The sequence below is a fragment of the Tepidiphilus succinatimandens genome (assembly GCF_006503695.1).
In the GTDB taxonomy this organism is placed as follows: Bacteria; Pseudomonadota; Gammaproteobacteria; order Burkholderiales; family Rhodocyclaceae; genus Tepidiphilus; species Tepidiphilus succinatimandens.
Window position 1 is genome coordinate 53,116 of record NZ_SBIK01000008.1, and the last position, 17,440, is coordinate 70,555.

The 17,440-nt window shown below is 67.5% G+C and carries 16 protein-coding genes and 1 riboswitch; of the genes, 5 read left to right on the plus strand and 11 right to left on the minus strand.

Annotated elements, in window-relative coordinates; translation table 11 throughout:
- Positions 1 to 33 precede the first annotated feature (33 nt).
- The 3 genes from EPD82_RS06370 (at position 34) to EPD82_RS06380 (ending at position 3,659) form a co-directional block, all read left to right on the plus strand.
- A complete protein-coding gene (locus EPD82_RS06370; RefSeq protein ID WP_037989189.1) occupies positions 34 to 1,092 on the plus strand; it encodes an NAD(P)-dependent alcohol dehydrogenase in 1,059 nt (352 codons plus the stop codon).
- Between the two features lie 97 nt (positions 1,093 to 1,189).
- Positions 1,190 to 2,230 (plus strand): CDF family Co(II)/Ni(II) efflux transporter DmeF, encoded by a 1,041-nt coding sequence (gene dmeF / locus EPD82_RS06375; RefSeq protein WP_206202219.1) that lies wholly within the window; start codon positions 1,190 to 1,192, stop codon positions 2,228 to 2,230.
- A 91-nt stretch (positions 2,231 to 2,321) separates the two neighbouring features.
- Positions 2,322 to 3,659 carry an alanine/glycine:cation symporter family protein gene (locus tag EPD82_RS06380; protein ID WP_141056159.1) on the plus strand — a complete coding sequence of 446 codons (1,338 nt, stop codon included), beginning with the start codon at positions 2,322 to 2,324 and terminating at the stop codon, positions 3,657 to 3,659.
- Positions 3,660 to 3,684: 25 nt separating this feature from the next.
- On the opposite strand, the gene EPD82_RS06385 is transcribed toward EPD82_RS06380, so the two are convergent.
- From EPD82_RS06385 to metK, 7 genes are all read right to left on the minus strand, one after another.
- Positions 3,685 to 4,932: a sensor domain-containing diguanylate cyclase gene (locus EPD82_RS06385; RefSeq protein ID WP_141056160.1), complete on the minus strand. Its 1,248-nt coding sequence runs from the start codon at positions 4,930 to 4,932 to the stop codon at positions 3,685 to 3,687.
- A 12-nt stretch (positions 4,933 to 4,944) separates the two neighbouring features.
- On the minus strand, positions 4,945 to 6,129 hold the full coding sequence (locus EPD82_RS06390; protein WP_141056161.1) for a PAS domain-containing protein: 1,185 nt from the start codon (positions 6,127 to 6,129) through the stop codon (positions 4,945 to 4,947).
- Positions 6,130 to 6,216: 87 nt separating this feature from the next.
- A complete protein-coding gene (locus EPD82_RS06395; protein WP_028873867.1) occupies positions 6,217 to 6,645 on the minus strand; it encodes a type II toxin-antitoxin system VapC family toxin in 429 nt (142 codons plus the stop codon).
- Positions 6,642 to 6,890, minus strand: coding sequence for a FitA-like ribbon-helix-helix domain-containing protein (locus EPD82_RS06400; RefSeq protein WP_028873868.1), 249 nt, complete (start codon positions 6,888 to 6,890; stop codon positions 6,642 to 6,644). The genes EPD82_RS06395 and EPD82_RS06400 overlap by 4 nt, the downstream gene beginning before the upstream one ends.
- Positions 6,891 to 7,065: 175 nt before the next feature.
- Positions 7,066 to 7,917, minus strand: a complete 852-nt coding sequence (metF, locus tag EPD82_RS06405; protein ID WP_141056162.1) for a methylenetetrahydrofolate reductase [NAD(P)H] — start codon at positions 7,915 to 7,917, stop codon at positions 7,066 to 7,068.
- Between the two features lie 71 nt (positions 7,918 to 7,988).
- The gene (gene ahcY / locus EPD82_RS06410; RefSeq protein ID WP_141056163.1) at positions 7,989 to 9,398 is read right to left on the minus strand and encodes an adenosylhomocysteinase; all 1,410 of its coding nucleotides are present in this window, start codon (positions 9,396 to 9,398) and stop codon (positions 7,989 to 7,991) included.
- A 72-nt stretch (positions 9,399 to 9,470) separates the two neighbouring features.
- Positions 9,471 to 9,536: riboswitch (S-adenosyl-L-homocysteine riboswitch) on the minus strand.
- A gap of 67 nt (positions 9,537 to 9,603) precedes the next feature.
- Complete coding sequence (gene metK, locus EPD82_RS06415; protein WP_028873871.1) at positions 9,604 to 10,770, minus strand: methionine adenosyltransferase; 1,167 nt, start codon at positions 10,768 to 10,770, stop codon at positions 9,604 to 9,606.
- 300 nt (positions 10,771 to 11,070) lie between these two features.
- Between metK and EPD82_RS06420 the strand changes: the two genes are divergently transcribed.
- Together EPD82_RS06420 and EPD82_RS06425 are read left to right on the plus strand one after the other, a co-directional pair.
- Complete coding sequence (locus EPD82_RS06420; RefSeq protein ID WP_028873872.1) at positions 11,071 to 11,946, plus strand: lysophospholipid acyltransferase family protein; 876 nt, start codon at positions 11,071 to 11,073, stop codon at positions 11,944 to 11,946.
- Between the two features lie 6 nt (positions 11,947 to 11,952).
- Positions 11,953 to 12,651, plus strand: a complete 699-nt coding sequence (locus tag EPD82_RS06425) for a Crp/Fnr family transcriptional regulator (RefSeq protein ID WP_055423963.1) — start codon at positions 11,953 to 11,955, stop codon at positions 12,649 to 12,651.
- Between the two features lie 12 nt (positions 12,652 to 12,663).
- Here the strand turns inward: EPD82_RS06425 and EPD82_RS06430 are convergent, their stop codons facing one another.
- From EPD82_RS06430 to EPD82_RS06445, 4 genes are all read right to left on the minus strand, one after another.
- A complete protein-coding gene (locus tag EPD82_RS06430) occupies positions 12,664 to 14,481 on the minus strand; it encodes a nitric oxide reductase activation protein NorD (protein ID WP_055423962.1) in 1,818 nt (605 codons plus the stop codon).
- Between the two features lie 2 nt (positions 14,482 to 14,483).
- The gene (locus EPD82_RS06435; RefSeq protein WP_028873875.1) at positions 14,484 to 15,263 is read right to left on the minus strand and encodes a CbbQ/NirQ/NorQ/GpvN family protein; all 780 of its coding nucleotides are present in this window, start codon (positions 15,261 to 15,263) and stop codon (positions 14,484 to 14,486) included.
- Positions 15,260 to 16,054 carry a uroporphyrinogen-III C-methyltransferase gene (cobA, locus tag EPD82_RS06440; protein ID WP_055423961.1) on the minus strand — a complete coding sequence of 265 codons (795 nt, stop codon included), beginning with the start codon at positions 16,052 to 16,054 and terminating at the stop codon, positions 15,260 to 15,262. The genes EPD82_RS06435 and cobA overlap by 4 nt, the downstream gene beginning before the upstream one ends.
- 97 nt (positions 16,055 to 16,151) lie before the next feature.
- Positions 16,152 to 17,342, minus strand: coding sequence for an NnrS family protein (locus tag EPD82_RS06445; protein ID WP_141056164.1), 1,191 nt, complete (start codon positions 17,340 to 17,342; stop codon positions 16,152 to 16,154).
- Between the last annotated feature and the right edge of the window lie 98 nt (positions 17,343 to 17,440).

The following is a 17,440-nucleotide window of genomic DNA, read 5'->3' on the forward strand; positions in this document are numbered from 1 at the left end:
GGTGCCGCTTCACCGTCGTGCAAGGAGAACTCTATGAAGAAGACCATGAAAGCCGCCGTGTTCGTCGCGCCGGGGCGCATCGAGCTGCAGGAGCGCCCGATTCCCGAGATCGGGCCCACCGATGCGCTGCTGCGCGTCACCACCACGACGATCTGCGGCACCGACGTGCACATCCTCAAGGGGGAATACCCCGTGCGGCCCGGCCTCATCATCGGTCATGAACCGGTGGGCATCATCGAGAAGCTCGGCAGCGCCGTCACCGGCTTCGAAGTCGGCCAGCGCGTCATCGCCGGGGCGATCACGCCCTGTGGGCAGTGCAACAGTTGCCTCGACGGCGTCTCCAGCCAGTGCGGCGGCAAGGTCATGGGCGGCTGGCAACTGGGCAACACCATCGACGGCTGCCAGGCCGAGTACGTGCGCATCCCCAACGCCCAGGCAAACCTCACTCCCGTTCCCGATGGCCTCACCGACGAAGAAGTGCTGATGTGCCCCGACATCATGAGCACGGGGTTTTCGGGGGCCGAGAGCGGCGAAGTGCGCATCGGCGACATCGTCGTCGTCTTCGCCCAGGGGCCCATCGGCCTGTGCGCCACTGCGGGAGCGAAGCTCAAGGGCGCCACCAAGATCATCGCCGTGGAAACGGTGCCGGAGCGCGCCGAGATCGCCCGTCGGCTCGGGGCCGACATCGTCATCGACTTCAAGCAGGTCGATCCGGTACAGAAGATCATGGAGATCACCAACGGGCGCGGCGTGGACGTGGCCATCGAGGCGCTGGGCACCCAGCGCACGTTCGAATCCTGCCTGCGCGCGCTCAAGCCGGGCGGCACGCTCTCGAGCCTGGGCGTGTATTCCGGCAAACTCGAACTGCCGCTCGATGCCTTCGCCGCCGGGCTGGGTAACCACAAGATCGTCACCACCCTGTGCCCCGGCGGCAAGGAGCGCATGCGTCGCCTGCTCGAAGTGGTCGCCAGCCGCCGCGTGGACCTCACGCCGCTCGTGACGCACCACTATAAGCTCGACGACATCGTGGCCGCTTACGACCTCTTCGCCAACCAGCGCGACGGCGTGCTGAAGGTCGCGATCAAGCCGTAATCCTGAGCGGGAGTCGGTCGCGCTGGAGTTTGGCGCGAGCCGTGCTCGCGTGGGTCCGGTGCTAGAATGAGAATCGTTCTGGCACCGGACCTTTTTCATGGCTTCGACCATGTCTTCCACGCCACCGCTCGAGCCCTGGCAGCATCCCTTCGAAGTCGATCCCCATGCCCGGCAGCGCATGCGCCGCACCGCGTGGGTGGTGGCGCTCACCTTCGTGACCATGCTCTTCGAGATCGCCTTCGGCTATCTCACCGGTTCGATGGCGCTCACCGCCGATGGTTGGCACATGGGCTCGCACGTGGCCGCGCTCGGCGTGGCGGTGTTCGCCTATCACTATGCCGAGCGGCATGCCGCCAACCCGCGCTTCACCTTCGGCACCGGCAAGGTGAGCGCGCTCGGCGGCTATACCAGCGCGCTGCTGCTTGCGCTCGTCGCCCTGGGGCTGGTGTGGGAGTCGGTCGAGCGGCTGCTTGCGCCGCGCACGATCGCCTACGACGAGGCGCTGCTGGTGGCGGTGATCGGACTCGTCGTGAACCTGGCGAGCGCCGTGATCCTTGGGGCGGGGCACGAGCATGACCACGGTCATGGACATGCGCACGGCCACGGGCATGAAGGGGATAATACGGCGCATGGGCACGAGCATGGTCGTGCGCCGAAGCAGCAGGGTGGGGCGACGGTCGCGGAGACGATCGGGCGCGCCCCGGTCGATCCGAACTACCGCGGCGCCTTCCTGCACGTGCTGGCCGATGCCTTCACCTCGGTGCTGGCGATCGCCGCGCTCGCTGCGGGGAAATGGGGGGGGTGGGCGTGGTTCGACCCCTTGATCGGCCTGGTCGGCGCCGCCGTCATCCTCTATTGGAGCGCGGGGCTTGCGCGCACGTCCATGCGCTCGCTGCTCGACGCGGAGGATTTCGGCGCGCTCGAGCACGAGATCGTCGATCGCCTGCAGCGCGACGGCCTCACCCGCGTCACCGATCTGCACGTCTGGCGCCTGGGACCGCAGACCTTCGCCTGCATCGTCACGCTCGATTCCTCGCAGCCGGAGAGCGCCCAGCAGTACAAGGAGCGGCTCAAAGACCTGTCGGCCCTGAGTCACCTGACCATCGAAGTCAATCGCACCCCGGCAGGGGAGGGTTGAGGAGCGGTACAACCTCGGCTTATCATCATGCGATCGCGCCGACGCCTTCCTTGAGCGTGAACCGACCTAAAACACCAAAGAGGAGCGAGACATGGAAACCCTAGACCGATTGCTCTCGACGTTGGCCAACTTCGTCTGGGGCGTGCCGATGCTGGTGTTGCTGGTGGGCACCGGCCTGTATCTCACCATCGTGCTGCGGGGCGTGCAGTTCCGCGCTTTGGGGCATGCTTTTCGCCTGATCTTCCACAAGGAGCCGAGCGCCGCGGGAGACATCAGCCATTTCGCCGCGCTCACCACGGCGCTTGCGGCCACCGTGGGTATCGGCAACATCGTCGGGGTGGCGACCGCCATCACCCTTGGTGGGCCGGGCGCGGTATTCTGGATGTGGGTGACGGGGCTGGTGGGCATGGCCACGAAGTATGCCGAGGCGGTACTGGCGGTGAAGTACCGCGAGCCGGGGGCGCTCGGCTACAAGGGCGGGCCGATGTATTACCTTACCAACGGTCTGGGGATGCGCTGGCTCGGCGTACTCTTTGCCGTCTTCACCGTGATCGCCTCCTTCGGCATCGGTAACATGACGCAGGTCAATGCGGTGTCGCAGCTGCTCGCCTCCACCGCCGGCATCCCAACCTGGGTCTCGGGCGGCGTGATGCTCTTTCTCACCGCGCTGGTGATCCTGGGCGGGGTGAAGAGCATCGGGCGCTTCACTGCCTGGCTCGTGCCCTTCATGATCTTTTTCTACTGCCTGGCGGCGATCGTCGTGCTCGTTTTGCAATGGGATCGACTGCTGCCGGCGCTCGAATCGATCTTCTACTACGCCTTCCACCCGCATGCGGCCGCGGGCGGCTTCGCTGGGGCAACGGTGGCGGCGGCGATGCGCTATGGCCTGGCGCGCGGCGTGTTCTCCAACGAATCAGGGCTGGGGTCGGCGCCGATCGCCGCGGCGGCAGCCAAGACCGACGATCCGGTGAAACAGGCCCTGGTGTCGATGACCCAGACCTTCATCGACACCCTGGTGGTGTGCACCATGACAGCGCTGGTGATCCTGACGGCGCCGCACTGGCTCGAAGGGGTTTCGCCGGCGGATCTGACGATGCGCAGTTTCGCGCACAACCTCGGCAGCGTCGGTGCCTGGGTGGTGATCATCGCCACCGTGCTCTTTGCCTATTCCACGGTGATCGGCTGGAGCTACTATGGCGAGAAAGCGTTCGAGTTCCTCTTCGGGCACAAGGCGATCCGCATCTACCGCACGGTGTTCGTGGCGGTGATCCTGGTGGGAGCCACGGTGAAGCTGGAGCTGGTGTGGAATTTCTCGGACGTGGCCAATGGCCTGATGGCGGTGCCCAACCTGGTGGCCTTGCTGCTGCTCGCCCGGGTGGTGAAGGCGGAGACGGAGCGATACTTTGGCCGGAAGGGTGGGCCGTCTTGAGCGATCAGAGTGAGCGAGGGCCGGGTCAATCGGGCTGCGAGGTCGCACAGGCGGCCACCACCCGGTTGCGCCCGGCCTGCTTGGCGCGATAGAGCGCGGCGTCGGCGCGCGCGAGGGCGACTTCGGGGGAGGGGTCTTCGGGCAGCAGTTCGCTGGCGCCGATGCTTACCGTCATGCGCAGTTCGGGGTGTTGGGGCACGCGGCAGTAGGAGGCCACGGCGTGGCGGATGCGCTCGGCGAGCAGAAGCGCGCCGGCAAGATCGGTGTGCGGCAGGAGCACGGCGAATTCTTCGCCGCCGACGCGGCCGGCGAGATCGGAGCTGCGCAGCGAATCGCGCAGGATCTCGGCAAAGGAGCGCAGCACGGTATCGCCTACGGCGTGCCCGTAGCGGTCGTTCACCGCTTTGAAGTGATCGAGATCGAGCATCAGGACGGCGCAACGGTCCCCTTTGCGGGCCACGCGTTCGCCGGCAAGCAGCAGGGCGGTGAAGAACCGTCGGCGATTGGCCAAGCCCGTGAGCGGATCGGTCTCGGCCTGGTGTTGCAGTTCTTCCTGGAGGGACTTGAGCTGCGTGATGTCGGTGAAGACGACCACGGCGCCGCTGCCCGGTACGGGCGTGGCGGTGAGCAGCACGGGGATCAGGTGTCCGTCGAGGTGGCAGAAGTAGCTTTCCACCCGTTCGATGAGGCGGTTTTCCAGCAAGGACCGTAGCACGGGGCATTCCTGGCGCGGATGGGGCGTGCCGTCGGGGTGCTGACCGTGGATCGTCTGATGGGCGTCGAGCCCGAGGACTTCGCTGGCGCGGTAGCCGAGGATACGCTCCGCCGCGGGGTTCCAGAAGACGATCGCACCGTCCGTGTCGATGCCGAAAATGCCTTCGCCGACGGCATCGAGCAGCGTCTTCAGGGTCTGCGCTCGCTCGGCGGCGATCCTCGAGGCTTCCTGGGCGCGGCGGATGGCGCGCTTGTACTCGGTGACGTCCATCACCAGGCCGACGAGGTAGCGTGCCCGGCCGTTTTCGTCGAACAGGGGGGTGATGGAGGCCGAGAACTCGCGCCAGCCGTGGGCGGTAGCCATCGCGGTCTCGGTGCGCAGGGTCCGTCCTTCCTCCAGACTGCGTCGGAGATTCTTTTCGATGTGTTCGGCGGTCTGCGGTGGAAAGAGCTCGCGGGGGCTCGCGCCGATCCAGCGCTCGGGCGACAGGCCGAACAGCTCGTAGAGCTTGGCGTTGCCAGTGCGGAAGCGGAATCCCTCGGGGGTGACCTCGGCCACGTAGCAGATTTCCTAGAGGTTATCGAGCACGGTGTGGTAGAGGACTTCCTGCTCGCGCAGCTTGCGCTCGGCCTCGACGCGCGCGGTGACGTCGGCGATGAAGCCGTACCACAGGGTGGATCCGTCGGGCTGGCGTTCGGGGGTGGCTTCGCCCTCGGCCCAGACGATGCGCCCGTCGGGGTGCACGTGCCGGTAGAAGAGCCGCCAGGGTTCGAGCGTGGCCACGGAATGGTCGGAGGTTTCCCTCATCGCCGCCTGGTCTTCGGGGTGCACCGAGGCAAAGAAGGGCGTGGCGTCTTCGCGCACCGCTTCCGGGTCGATGCCGCAGATGCGGCGCATGCCTTCGCTCGCGTAGGGGAAGGACATGTGATCGTCCGGTGTACGTTTGAAGATGTAGATGACGCCGGGCAGGTGGCGGGCGAGCTTGTCGAGCAGCGCCCTTTGCTCGGCTTCGCGGCTGACGTCGAGGAGTGCTCCGCTGAGAAACTGGGGCCGACCTTGTCCGTCGCGTACCAGGGTGACCTTGTCTTCCACCCAGACATAGTGGCCGTCGGCATGGCGCAGCCGGTAGCGGCGCAGGAGCGTGTCGTCGGGCCAGCGGCGGAAGTCGAGCGTGCGCTGCACCGCGTCGCGATCCTCGGGGTGGATGCGCTCCAGCCACCAATGCGGATCGGAACACGGTTCTACCGGTAGGTTGCCCAAGAGGTCCTTGACGTTCTCGCTGACGAAGAGGGGTTGAGTGGTGCCGTTGGCCGGAACTGCGTAGAGCACGGCGGGGCTCGCGCGCAGAAAACCGTCCAGGCGGGCGCGTTCTTCGTCCAGCGCTTCTCGCATCCGCCGCAGCTCGGTGACGTCCCGCTGAAAAGAGACCAGCACCGTTTCCCCGTCGAGCGTGATCGGCTGGATGATCTCGTCGGCCCAGTAGAGCGAACCGTCCTTGCGGCGGTTGAGGATGTCGTTGCGCCAGCGCTGCCCGGAGAGCACCGTTTGCCAGAGCGTGCGGTAGAACTCGAGGGGCATCTGGCCGGACTTGAGCAGGCGCGGCGTCTTGCCCACGATTTCCTCGCGTGCGTAGCCGGTGAGCCGGGTGAATTCGGCATTGACGTCGCGCACCACGCCGTTCGTATCGGCGATGAGGATGGCGTCGGGCGAGTGCTCGAAAAGGGGGCCGGCGAGCAGAGCGAGGGCAGTGTGCATGGGGGCTCACGGCAAGAAGCCGTTTGAATTATAAGGGGCGAACGGAGTATTTCGGTTGGCGTATGGCGGGCTTAAAGACCATTGACCTCAAGGTGTCATCGCCCATGGATCGACGAGGCGCAGACCCGGAATGCCAGAAAAATCGCGTACGTTGCGGCTTGCGAGCGTCAGGTCGCAACTGAGGGCGGTCGCCGCGATCTGGGCATCTTCTACGCTGATCGGACGTCCAGTGCGCAGGCGCACTGCCACGATTTCCGCATAGCGAATGGCGGCGGACTCATCGAAGGGAAGGCAGCGATCGGCAAAATTTTCTCGGAACATGCTCTGCGCAACGCTGTAGAGTGCTTGGCGCTTCCGGCCGTCTGGCAAAAGGGCGATGCCCAGTTCGATTTCGGCACGGACGGTGGCACAGAGGTAGACCTGGGAGGGCACTTGGCGATCGAGCCAGGCGAGCACCTGCGGCGCCGGGGTGGGGCGCATGAGTTCGGACAGGACATTGGTATCGAGCAGGATCATGCCGTCTCGTCTTGGAAGGGAGGCGGTCGCGGGGCCGTGCGGGGGGGGATGGGGAGACCGTCCACTCCGAGGTCGTGGAAGCGCTGAGCAATGCGCTGGCCAAGCCCTGGCGTTTCCTCTTCCAGCACGGCGCGACGCAGCAGACGCCGGGCTTCCTCTTCCACCGAAACGCCGTCTTGCGCGGCACGCCGTTTCAAGGCCGACTCTAGGGTTTCGTCGATCTGGGAGATCGTCAAGCTCGACATGGAAGGCTCCGCTACATGCATCATGCTTTTAGTGTAAGCATCGACCGGCCAGACGGCAAGAAGGTTCGCAGCTTGGGGCGCGGCGCTGCCCTGCGCGACGTGATCGGGAGATCGTCCTTGCGAGGCCGTGGAAGCGCCGGGCGATGCGCCGGCTTCGGGGGCTGCGCCGCAGCGATCACCTGCTGCGGTGTGCTGTCAAGCCCAGCGCCTCGGCAATCGCCAGCGTCGGCTCGGCCTGGTTCATGGTGTAGAAATGCAGCCCCGGGGCGCCGAGCTGGAGCAGGCGCTCGCACAGGCGCACGACTACTTCGAGCCCGAAGGCGCGCACCGATTCGGCATCGTCGCCGTAGGCTTCCATCTTCTTGCGGATCCAGCGCGGGATTTCGGCGCCGCAGGCATCCGAGAAGCGCGCGAGCCGCGCGAAACTGGTGATCGGCATGATGCCGGGCACGATGGGGGCGGTGACGCTGCGTTTTCCGGCTTCCTCGACGAAGTGGGCGTAGGCGTCGGGGTTGTAGAAGTACTGCGTTAGGGCGCAGTCGGCGCCGGCGTGCATCTTGCGGGCAAACGCGTCGAGGTCGGCCAGGGCGCTTGCTGCCTGCGGGTGGTATTCGGGGTAGGCGGCGACGGCGATCCAGAAGTGATCGCCCGTTTCGGCGCGGATGAAGTCGACGAGCTCGCTCGCGTAGCGCAGCTCGCCGGGGTCGCGCACGCCGGAGGGGAGGTCGCCCCTGAGCGCCACGAGGCGGCGCACGCCGAGCGCCTGGTACTGTTGCAGGATGTCGCGGATCTGGGCGCGGGTGGCGCCGATGCAGGAGAGGTGGGGGGCGACGTCGAGCCCGTCGCGGTGCAGCCGCTCGACCACGGCGAAGGTGCGCTCGCGGGTGGAGCCGCCGGCACCGTAGGTGACGGAATGGTAGGCCGGGCGCAGGCGCTGGGTGAGGCGCCGGCGCGCCTCCTCGAGCTTGGCCTCCCCTTCGGGCGTTTGTGGGGGGAAGAATTCGACGGAGATCTCGAGCGGCGGCATCGGTCGCTCCTGGGGAGAGTGGTGGGATCAGGGGGCGCCGCCGTCGCACGCGACGGTCGGCGTCTACAGGCTCAGTAGCGGTAGTGTTCGGCCTTGTAGGGCCCGTCGAGGGGCACGCCGATGTAGGCCGCCTGCTCGGGCGTGAGCCGGGTGAGCTGGACGTTGAGGCGGGTGAGCTGCAGCCGGGCGACTTTCTCGTCGAGCTGTTTGGGCAGTCGATAGACGCCCACGGGGTAGCGCTCGGGGTGCGTGTAGAGTTCGATCTGCGCGAGCACCTGGTTGGCAAACGACGAGCTCATCACGAAACTGGGGTGCCCGGTGGCGCAGCCGAGGTTTACCAGCCGCCCTTCGGCGAGCAGGATGATGCGCTTGCCGTCGGGGAAGATGACGTGGTCGACCTGCGGCTTGATGTTCTCCCAGCGGTAGTGGCGCAGCGAATCGACGTCGATCTCGTTGTCGAAGTGGCCGATGTTGCACACGATCGCCTGGTCTTTCATGCGGCGCATGTGCTCGTGGGTGATGACGTGGTAGTTGCCGGTGGCGGTGACGAAAATGTCGGCCTTGTCGCAGGCTTCTTCCATGGTCACCACACGGTAGCCTTCCATCGCCGCCTGCAGGGCGCAGATGGGGTCGATCTCGGTGACCCACACTTCGGCGCGCAGCGCCCGCAGCGCCTGGGCCGAGCCCTTGCCCACGTCGCCGTAGCCGCAGACGACGGCGATCTTGCCGGCGATCATCACGTCGGTGGCGCGCTTGATGCCGTCGAGGAGCGATTCGCGGCAGCCGTAGAGGTTGTCGAACTTGGACTTGGTGACCGAGTCGTTGACGTTGATCGCCGGAAAGCGCAGTTCGCCGCGCTCCTGCATCTGGTAGAGGCGATGCACGCCGGTGGTGGTCTCTTCGGTGACGCCGCGGATCGCCGCGATGCGCCGCGAATACCAGGTGGGGTCGCGCTCGAGCTGCGCGCGCACCCGGGCGAAGAGCACCTTTTCTTCGAGGGTCGTGGGGTGGTCGAGCACGCTCGGGTCGCGCTCGGCCTTGGCGCCCAGGTGCAGCAGGAGCGTGGCGTCGCCCCCGTCGTCGAGGATCATGTTGGAATGGCCGCCGTCGGGCCACTCGAAGATGCGGTGGGTGTAGTCCCAGTATTCTTCCAGCGTCTCGCCTTTCTTGGCGAAGACGGGGATGCCTTCGGCGGCGATGGCCGCGGCGGCGTGATCCTGGGTGGAGAAGATGTTGCACGAGGCCCAGCGCACCTGAGCGCCCAGCGCCACCAGCGTCTCGATGAGCACGGCGGTCTGGATGGTCATGTGCAGGCTGCCGGAGATGCGGGCGCCGGCCAGGGGCTGTTGCTCGGCGTATTCGCGGCGCAGCGCCATGAGGGCGGGCATCTCGCTCTCGGCGATGCGGATCTCCTTGCGGCCCCATTCGGCCAGCGAAAGATCGGCGACGACGTACTCGGAAATGGATGCGGCCTGGTTCATCGAAATGCTCCTATTCGGGAACGAGGCCGAGCGGATGCGCAGCTCACCTGCGTCTTCCGTCCGGCCGGAGAAGACGGGTGAGCGCCGTTGGATCTGAACCGAGCCTGGCCCGTGCGGGTTGCAGCGCTCCTCGGTTGGCGGGGATTATAGCAAAAGGGCGTAGCACCAAGGGCGGCCGGAGGTCCGGCCGCCCGCGGGGTGGGCGTTACAGCCCGGCGTCGGAGCGCAGCGCTTCGGCCTTGTCGAGCATCTCCCAGGTGAATTCGGGTTCCTCGCGGCCGAAGTGACCATACACGGCGGTCTTGGAATAGATGGGGCGTAGCAGATCGAGCATCTGGATGATGCCGCGCGGACGCAGGTCGAAGTGCTGGCGCACCAGCGTCTCGATTTTCTCGTCGGGGATCTTGCCCGTGCCGAAAGTCTCGACCATGAGGCTCACCGGGCGGGCCACGCCGATGGCGTAGGCGATCTGCACTTCGCAGCGATCCGCCAGCCCCGCGGCCACGATGTTCTTCGCCACGTAGCGGGCGGCGTAGGCCGCCGAGCGGTCGACCTTGGAGGGGTCCTTGCCGCTGAAGGCGCCGCCGCCGTGGTGCGCCGCGCCGCCGTAGGTGTCGACGATGATCTTGCGCCCAGTGAGGCCGCAGTCGCCGTGCGGCCCGCCGACGACGAAGCGCCCGGTGGGGTTGATGAGGTATTTGATGTCGGGGGCGCGCAGCTGCGGCGGAATGATGGGGTGGATGATCTCCTCGATCACCGCCTCGCGGATCTCGTCGTAGGTGATGTCGGGGTGGTGCTGGGTGGAGAGGACGACCGTCTCCACCTGGGTGGGTTTGCCGTCGACGTAGCGCACCGTCACCTGCGACTTGGCGTCGGGCCGCAGCCAGGGAAGCCGGCCGTCCTTGCGCACTTCGGCCTGGCGCTGCATGAGGCGGTGGGCGTAGTAGATGGGCAGCGGCATGAGCACCGGGGTTTCCGTGCAGGCGTAGCCGAACATGAGGCCCTGGTCGCCGGCGCCTTGGTCGAGCGGGTCGTCGAAAGCCTTGCCCACGCCCTGGGCGATGTCGGGCGACTGGCGGTTGATGGCGGTGAGGATGGCGCAGGACTTGTAGTCGAAGCCGATGTCGGAATCATCGTAGCCGATGCGGCGGATGACGTCCTGCGCGATCTCGCGGTAGTTGGGGTGCGCCTTGGTGGTGATCTCGCCGGAGATGACCACCAGCCCGGTGGAGACGAGGGTCTCGCAGGCGACGCGCCCGTGGGGGTCTTCGCCGAGGATGACGTCGAGCACGCCGTCGGAGATCTGGTCGGCGACCTTGTCCGGGTGCCCTTCCGAGACGGATTCGGAGGTGAAGAGGTATTCCTTGGCCATGCAATCGCTCCCTTCGATCCCCGTGAGGCGGCGTGCCGGCTCTGGGGATCGGGGAGCGGGCGACGCTTTAGCGGTATTTCTTGTCCGAGCTTGTGAATCGATCTGCTGCGCGGCCCGATTGCGTCGTTGCGCGGTGCTCGCTCCTCGCCTATCTTCGCGATATGTCTCGTCGCTGCGCTCCGTGCGCCTCGCACTCGACCCGCTCGCGACGATTTCTTCACAAGCTCTCCGCCCCGCAAGTTGTCGGATTAACTCGGCGGATGAGCGATAATTATAAATCTTCTTCAAGGTAATGAGGAAATGTCCCGTCTGCTGGTTGCCTTGCTGTGGGTGTTGCATTGGCTGCCGCTGCCGCTGCTGGCGGCGCTCGGCCGCGGTTTCGGGGCGCTGCTCTTTCATCTGGCGCGCTCGCGGCGCCACGTGGCCGAGGTGAATCTGCGGCTGTGCTTTTCCGAATGGACGGAGGCCGAGCGGCGTGCCGTGCTGCGCGAGCACTTCCGCCTGCTGGGGCGCAGCATCCTGGAGCGGGGGATTTCCTGGTTTGCCCCGGCCGAGCGCATCCGGCGGCTGGTGCGGCTCGAGGGCAAGGAGCATCCGGATGGCGTGCGCGCCCAGGGACGACCGGTGATCCTGCTCGTGCCCCACTTTCTTGGGCTGGACATGGGCGGCACGCGCGTGGCGATGGAGTACGACGGGGTCTACGTCTATTCGCGCCCCAAAAGGGACCCGGTGGCCGATCGATGGCTCAACTGGGGGCGTTCCCGCTTCGGCGATCAGCTGCAGGTGGCGCGCCAGGACGGTATCCGACCGGTGGTGCGCGCTTTGCGCGCCGGTCGGCCGCTCTATTACCTGCCCGACCTGGATTACGGGCGCAAGGAGTCCGTCTTCGTGCCGTTCTTCGGTGTGCCGGCGGCCACGATCACGGGTCTGTCGCGCCTGGCGCGGCTCACCGGCGCGGCGGTGGTGCCCTGCGTCACCGAGATGCTGCCCGATGGAAAGGGCTACGTGACGCGCTTCGGCGAACCCTGGGCGGATTTCCCTTCCGAAGACGAAGTAGCCGACGCGGCACGCATGAACCGCTGGCTCGAAGGCGAGATCCGTCGCATGCCGGCGCAGTACCATTGGGTGCACCGGCGCTTCAAGACGCGGCCTCCGGGGGAGCCGCGGCTGTATTGAGGGGGGATGATGGACGAGACGCAGCATCTCGCGAACCGGCTGCGACGGGTGGCATTGTTCGCCTTGCTGGACGAGGAGGAGTTGGAAGCGCTGGCGCGGCGCTGCCGGCCAGTGCAGCTCGCGCGCGACGAGGTGCTGTTCTTGCGCGGCGAGCCGGCGCGCGGTTTTTACCTGGTGGAGCGCGGGCGCATCAAACTGTTTCTCGATTCTCCTTCGGGGGCGGAGAAGATCGTCGACACCGTCGGGCCGGGCGGGACCTTCGGCGAGGCGGTGATGTTTCTCGACCAACCGTATCCGGTGTCGACGGCGGCGCTCGGCGAGGCCGAGCTCGTCTTCGTGCCCAAGGAGGCGGTGGATGAATTGCTGGAGCGTCGGCCGGACTTTTGCCGTCGCATGCTCGCCGGCATGGCGATGCGGTTGCGCGTCATGGTGCGCGATATCGAGGCGTATTCGTTGCAGACGGCGGCCCAGCGGGTGATCGGCTATCTGCTGCAATCCTGCGAGCACGAGCGCGGGGAGGCAACGATCGAGCTGCCACTGCCGCGCTACGTGATCGCCTCGCGCCTCAACCTGACGCCGGAGACGCTGTCGCGCGTTTTCCATGAGCTCGCGCAGCAGGGAGTGTTGCGATCCGAAGGGCGTAGGGTGGTGGTGCCGGACGTGGGGCGGTTGAGGGATTATGGGGGGAGGGAAGAGCGGCGCTGAATGCGAGCGGTTTCACGGCTGGGTGAGCTCGGCGTAGAGCCGAGGCAGGCGGGCGGCGAGTTCGCCGAGGCGCTGCACGACGACGTGGCCATCATGGCCGAAGAGGTAGGGCAGAACATCGGCGGCTTCGCGGTCGATCGCGACGCAGAAGGGGCGGATACCGCGCCGGCGGCATTCGAAGAGGGCGCGCCGTGTGTCTTCGATGCCGTAGCGGCCGTCGTAGTGGTCGATGTCGTGCGGTTTGCCGTCGGTGAGCACGAGCAGCAGTTTTTGCCGCGAAGCCGTGGCGGCGAGCCGGTCGGCGGCGTGGCGGATGGCTGCGCCGAGGCGGGTGTAGTCGCCGGGGCGTAGCGCGAGGATGCGACCGCGCACGGCCGGCCCGTTGCGCTCGCCGAAATCTTTGAGTCGATGGTAACGCACGTGTGCGTGGCCGAGCGAGGAAAAGGCGGCCACGGCAAGGGCGTCGCCCGCCGCTTCGATCGCCTCGGTGAACACGAGCAGCGCGTCGCGGATCACATCGATGACGCGGTGCGCATCATCGGCGTGCGCGTCGGTAGACAGCGACACGTCGGCGAGCAGCAGGCAGGAGAGGTCGCGCGCCGTGCGCGGGGTGTCGATATAGCGCGGTTGCGCCGAGACGGGGCAGCCGGAGCGCAGTTCGGCGTGGCGACGGACCCAGTCGTCAAGATCGAGCGCGTCGCCCTCGGGCTGACCCGCCTGGGGCCGGCGCTCGCTGCGGATGCGTTCGAGTTCGGCGCGCAGTCGTTGCGTGAGCGGGCGAAGCTGTCCGGGCAAAGGGGCGGGCATCGCCTCGTCACGGGGCAGATCGATGCGGCAGTGATCGGGGCGGTACTGGCCGCGGCGATAATCCCATTCGGGCAGCAGGATTCCCTCCCTCAGCCTTTCATCGGCGTCTGCGGCGGGCGGGCGTTCCAGGTCCATGCGCACGCGGGAGGCGACGGGGTCGGAGTCCTCGGCGAGCGCCAGCCGTTCGAGCTGGGCGGCGGCACGTCCGGCTTCGTCCCCCTCGGCGTCTTCGAGCGAGCGGTCGACGCGCACGTATTCCGCCCAGCACAGCAGGCTCTCGGCGCGAAACGCGAGCAGCATGCCGTGCTGCGAGCCAGGGTCTTCCGTCGCCTCGGTCTGGATCGGGGCCGCGGCCGAAGAGGAAGCCCCGTCCTTGGCGGTAGGCGGGGGACGGCGCCGAGCCGCTGCGGCATCGGTCTCCTGAGGCATCAGCCACAGCATCACCGGCCGCGGTGGGCGCGGTGAGGCCGGAAAGGTGCGCACGCTGCCGGGAGCGCGCAGGGCGGCGCGGATCGCTTCTTCCACGGCAGCGTCGACCGGGGGCAGCTGGTGCGGTAGGGGGCGAAGCGCGAGGCTTGCTGCGACGAGGCGATCATAGCGTTCCTGCCACGCAGGGTAGCGGGCGAGCGCCACGGCGGTGGCGCGCTGGTTGGCGAGCCACCACGGTTCGCCGTTGGGGACGAAATGGGCGGCGAGCAGGGCGAGCCAGAAATAGAGGTCGCGGTTGAGGGGGCGTTTGGGAAAATGGGCGATCGCGGCGGGAAGGCGCAGCTCGTCGGCGGTGAGATGGGGAAGTTCGGTAAGACGGCCGGTTCCGGCGAGCCGTTCGCGCCACGTACGCCGCCCTTCGTGGATACGGCGTTCGGCCACGGCGAATCTGCGTCCGGCCTCGCCGCCCACGCCGCGGAAGAATACCGACAGGGGGCGCCGTAAGGATTCGAGGCGGATTTCGGCCTGGGGGTGGTGCGCTTCGGCGAGGTGCCGCACCCAGCGATCCCACAGCGCTCCGGCCCAGGTCTCCATGGCTATTCGCCGAGCACGGTGCGCACCAGCTCTTCGAGCCCGGCGGTGACCTCGGCATCGTCGGACAGCGCCTCGACGAGCGCCGCGCGGCAGGCGGCGAGCACCGGCAGGCCGCCGCGGATCAGCAGGGCGGCATAAACGAGGAGCCGCGTCGAGGCCACTTCTTCGAGATCGACCCCGTCGAGCCGGCGGATGGCGTTACCCAGGGCGACGAGACGCCGCGCGAGTAAGGCGTCGCACCCCGTTTCCCGCTGCAGGATGCGGATTTCGCGCGCCTCGTCGGGAAAGCCGAAACGCAGCGCCACGAAACGTTGCCGGGTGGAGGGTTTGAGCCCTTTGAGGAAATTCTGGTAGCCGGGATTGTAGGAGACGACCAGCATGAATTCGGGCGGTGCGGCCAGCAGCTCACCCGTGCGCTCGAGCGGCAGTGTGCGGCGGTGGTCGGCGAGCGGATGGATGACGACGGTGACGTCCTTGCGCGCCTCGACGATCTCGTCGAGATAGCAGATGCCGCCCTCGCGCACGGCGCGCGTGAGCGGCCCGTCCTGCCACACGGTCTGTCCGTTTTGCACGAGATGGCGTCCAACGAGGTCGGCGGCGGTCAGATCGTCGTGGCAGGCCACGGAGAAGAGCGGTAGGCCAAGGCGCGCCGCCATGTGGGTGACGAAGCGGGTCTTGCCCACCCCTGTGGGGCCTTTGATGAGCACGGGCAGGCGGTTGCGCCAGGCGTGTTCGAAGAGTTCGACCTCGTCGCTGGCCGGTTCATAGGCGGGAAGCGTCATGGCGTGGCTTTCGATGTGACAGTGGATTCAGCAAGGGCCGCCGCTCGGGGCGCGAGCCGCTCGGCGAGCCCTACCACGTCGCCCACCACCAGTAGCGCCGGCGGGGCGAGTTCGGCGGCGGCCGCCAAGGCAGGCAGGCTCGCCAGCGTGCCGCTGAGGCGTTCGGCATCGGGCAGCGTCGCGTTGCGCACCACGGCCGCGGGCGTGTCGGCCGGCAGGCCGTGGGCGACGAGTTCGCGGCAGATCGTGGGCAGGGTGCTCACCCCCATGTAGAAGACCACCGTCTGGCGCGGCCGGGCGAGCGCTTCCCAGTCGAGCAGCAGGGCGCCGTCCTTGAGATGCCCGGTGACGAAGAGGCAGGATTGGGCGTGGTCGCGGTGCGTGAGGGGAATGCCCTGGCTCGCGGCCATGCCGCAGGCCGCCGTGATGCCGGGCACGACCTCGAAAGGGATGCCGGCTGCGGCGAGCGCTTCGGCTTCTTCCCCGCCGCGCCCGAAAATGTAGGGGTCGCCCCCCTTGAGCCGCACGACCACTGCGCCGGTCTGCCCGAGTTCGACGAGAAGCGCGTTGATCTCCTCCTGGGGGAGCGTATGCCGGCCGGCGCGCTTGCCGACGAAGACGCGCCGCGCCTCGGGGCGGACGCACTCGAGCACGGCCGGGCTCACCAGGTTGTCGTAGACGAGCACCTCGGCGGCCTGCAGCAGGCGCAGTGCTCGCACGGTGAGCAGTTCCGGGTCGCCGGGGCCGGCGCCCACCAGATAGACTTTCGGTGCGATCGTTTTCCGCTTCATCGTCTCGTTCCCTGCGGTCTTTATCCTGGTTGCGGTTTGTACCACGGTTTGGCCTGCGTCTTCATGCCGCGCGGGAAGATGGAAAGAGCGCGGGCGTTCAACCGGGACGTCCATCGGGGCGCGGGCGCACGAGGCGCGGGACGAAACGCCACAGGTAGAGGAGATAGGCGAGCGCAAAGGCGAAGGCGCTTGCGTGCAGCATGCCGTTCCCCATGGCCGGGAAGGTCGCGAGTTCGCGCAGCAGCGCCGCGGCGAGCAGCACGAGGAAGGCGGAGTGGAGGCCGCGAGGGGTGCGGTTGGGGTGATCGCCGGTGTGGCCGAGCGCCGTGCGCGTCATCATGCCGAGCGTCATGGAGCCGATGCCGCCCACCGTGAGCAGGTGCACCGCGGCGCTGCGCCAGGACGGGGCGAAAGCGGCCAGCCCGTAGGCGAGGACCCCTGCCGCCGTCAGGGCGAAGCCGAGATGCAAGATCCACACCATGGGGTTGGTCCAGACGGTCCGGTGCAGCCAGCGCCGGCTCTGGCGCAGGGCGATGCCGGACGTCACCACGGCGAGCACGGCGATGAGCGGTGCGGGCGCACCGAGGGCCGTGGCAAGCGCCAGCGCAAACCCGCCGACCACGGTACCGGCCTGCACCCAGGCTGGATTGGGGACTTGCGGCAGACCGAGCGCCCGGCTGGTGAAGAAGGCGATGACCCGCATGCCGAGGAAGAAGATCATCCCGGCGAGCCACAGGGCGCCGGCATCGAGCCAGGCGAGGGGTTCGCCGTCGAGTTTTCCTTGCACCGTGCAGAAAAACCCCGCCTCGAAGCCCGCGAACAGCAGCAGCAGGAACGGCACGACGTAGTTGCGCCGGTTACGCGCGGCGAGCACGGAGCGGGCGAGCCAGAACGCGGCAAGGAGAAGAAAGGCAAGCGCGGCGCCTGCAGCGGCAGGAAAGGCGCGCTCGCCGAGGAACCAAGCCAGCCGAGCCACGAGCCACAGCAGCACGAGCACGCCGAGACGGACGCCGCGAAGCGGCGGCTGTCCCGTCCAGCTTGCCACCGCCGTATGCAGAAAACCGACGACGATCGCTGCGCCGAAGCCCCAGACCATCTCGTGCGCATGCCACCACACGCCCGGCAGGGCAGGTGCGCCGCGCAGGGTGACCGCCCAGTAAGGTACGGCGAGCACCGCGAGCAGGGCTCCGAGCAGATAAAAGGGGCGGAAGGCCATCGCCAGCCAGGCGGCAAGGCTCGGACGGGCGGAGGTGGGTGGGTGCGGTTCTTGCAGAGGGATGCCGGTCATCGAGAGACTCCGCAGGCAGGGTTGGGGGACATTGTGCTTTTCAGGCGTCAGATCGTCCTTGATCGCAGTCAAGATGGTGCGGCGAAGACCATTTTCTT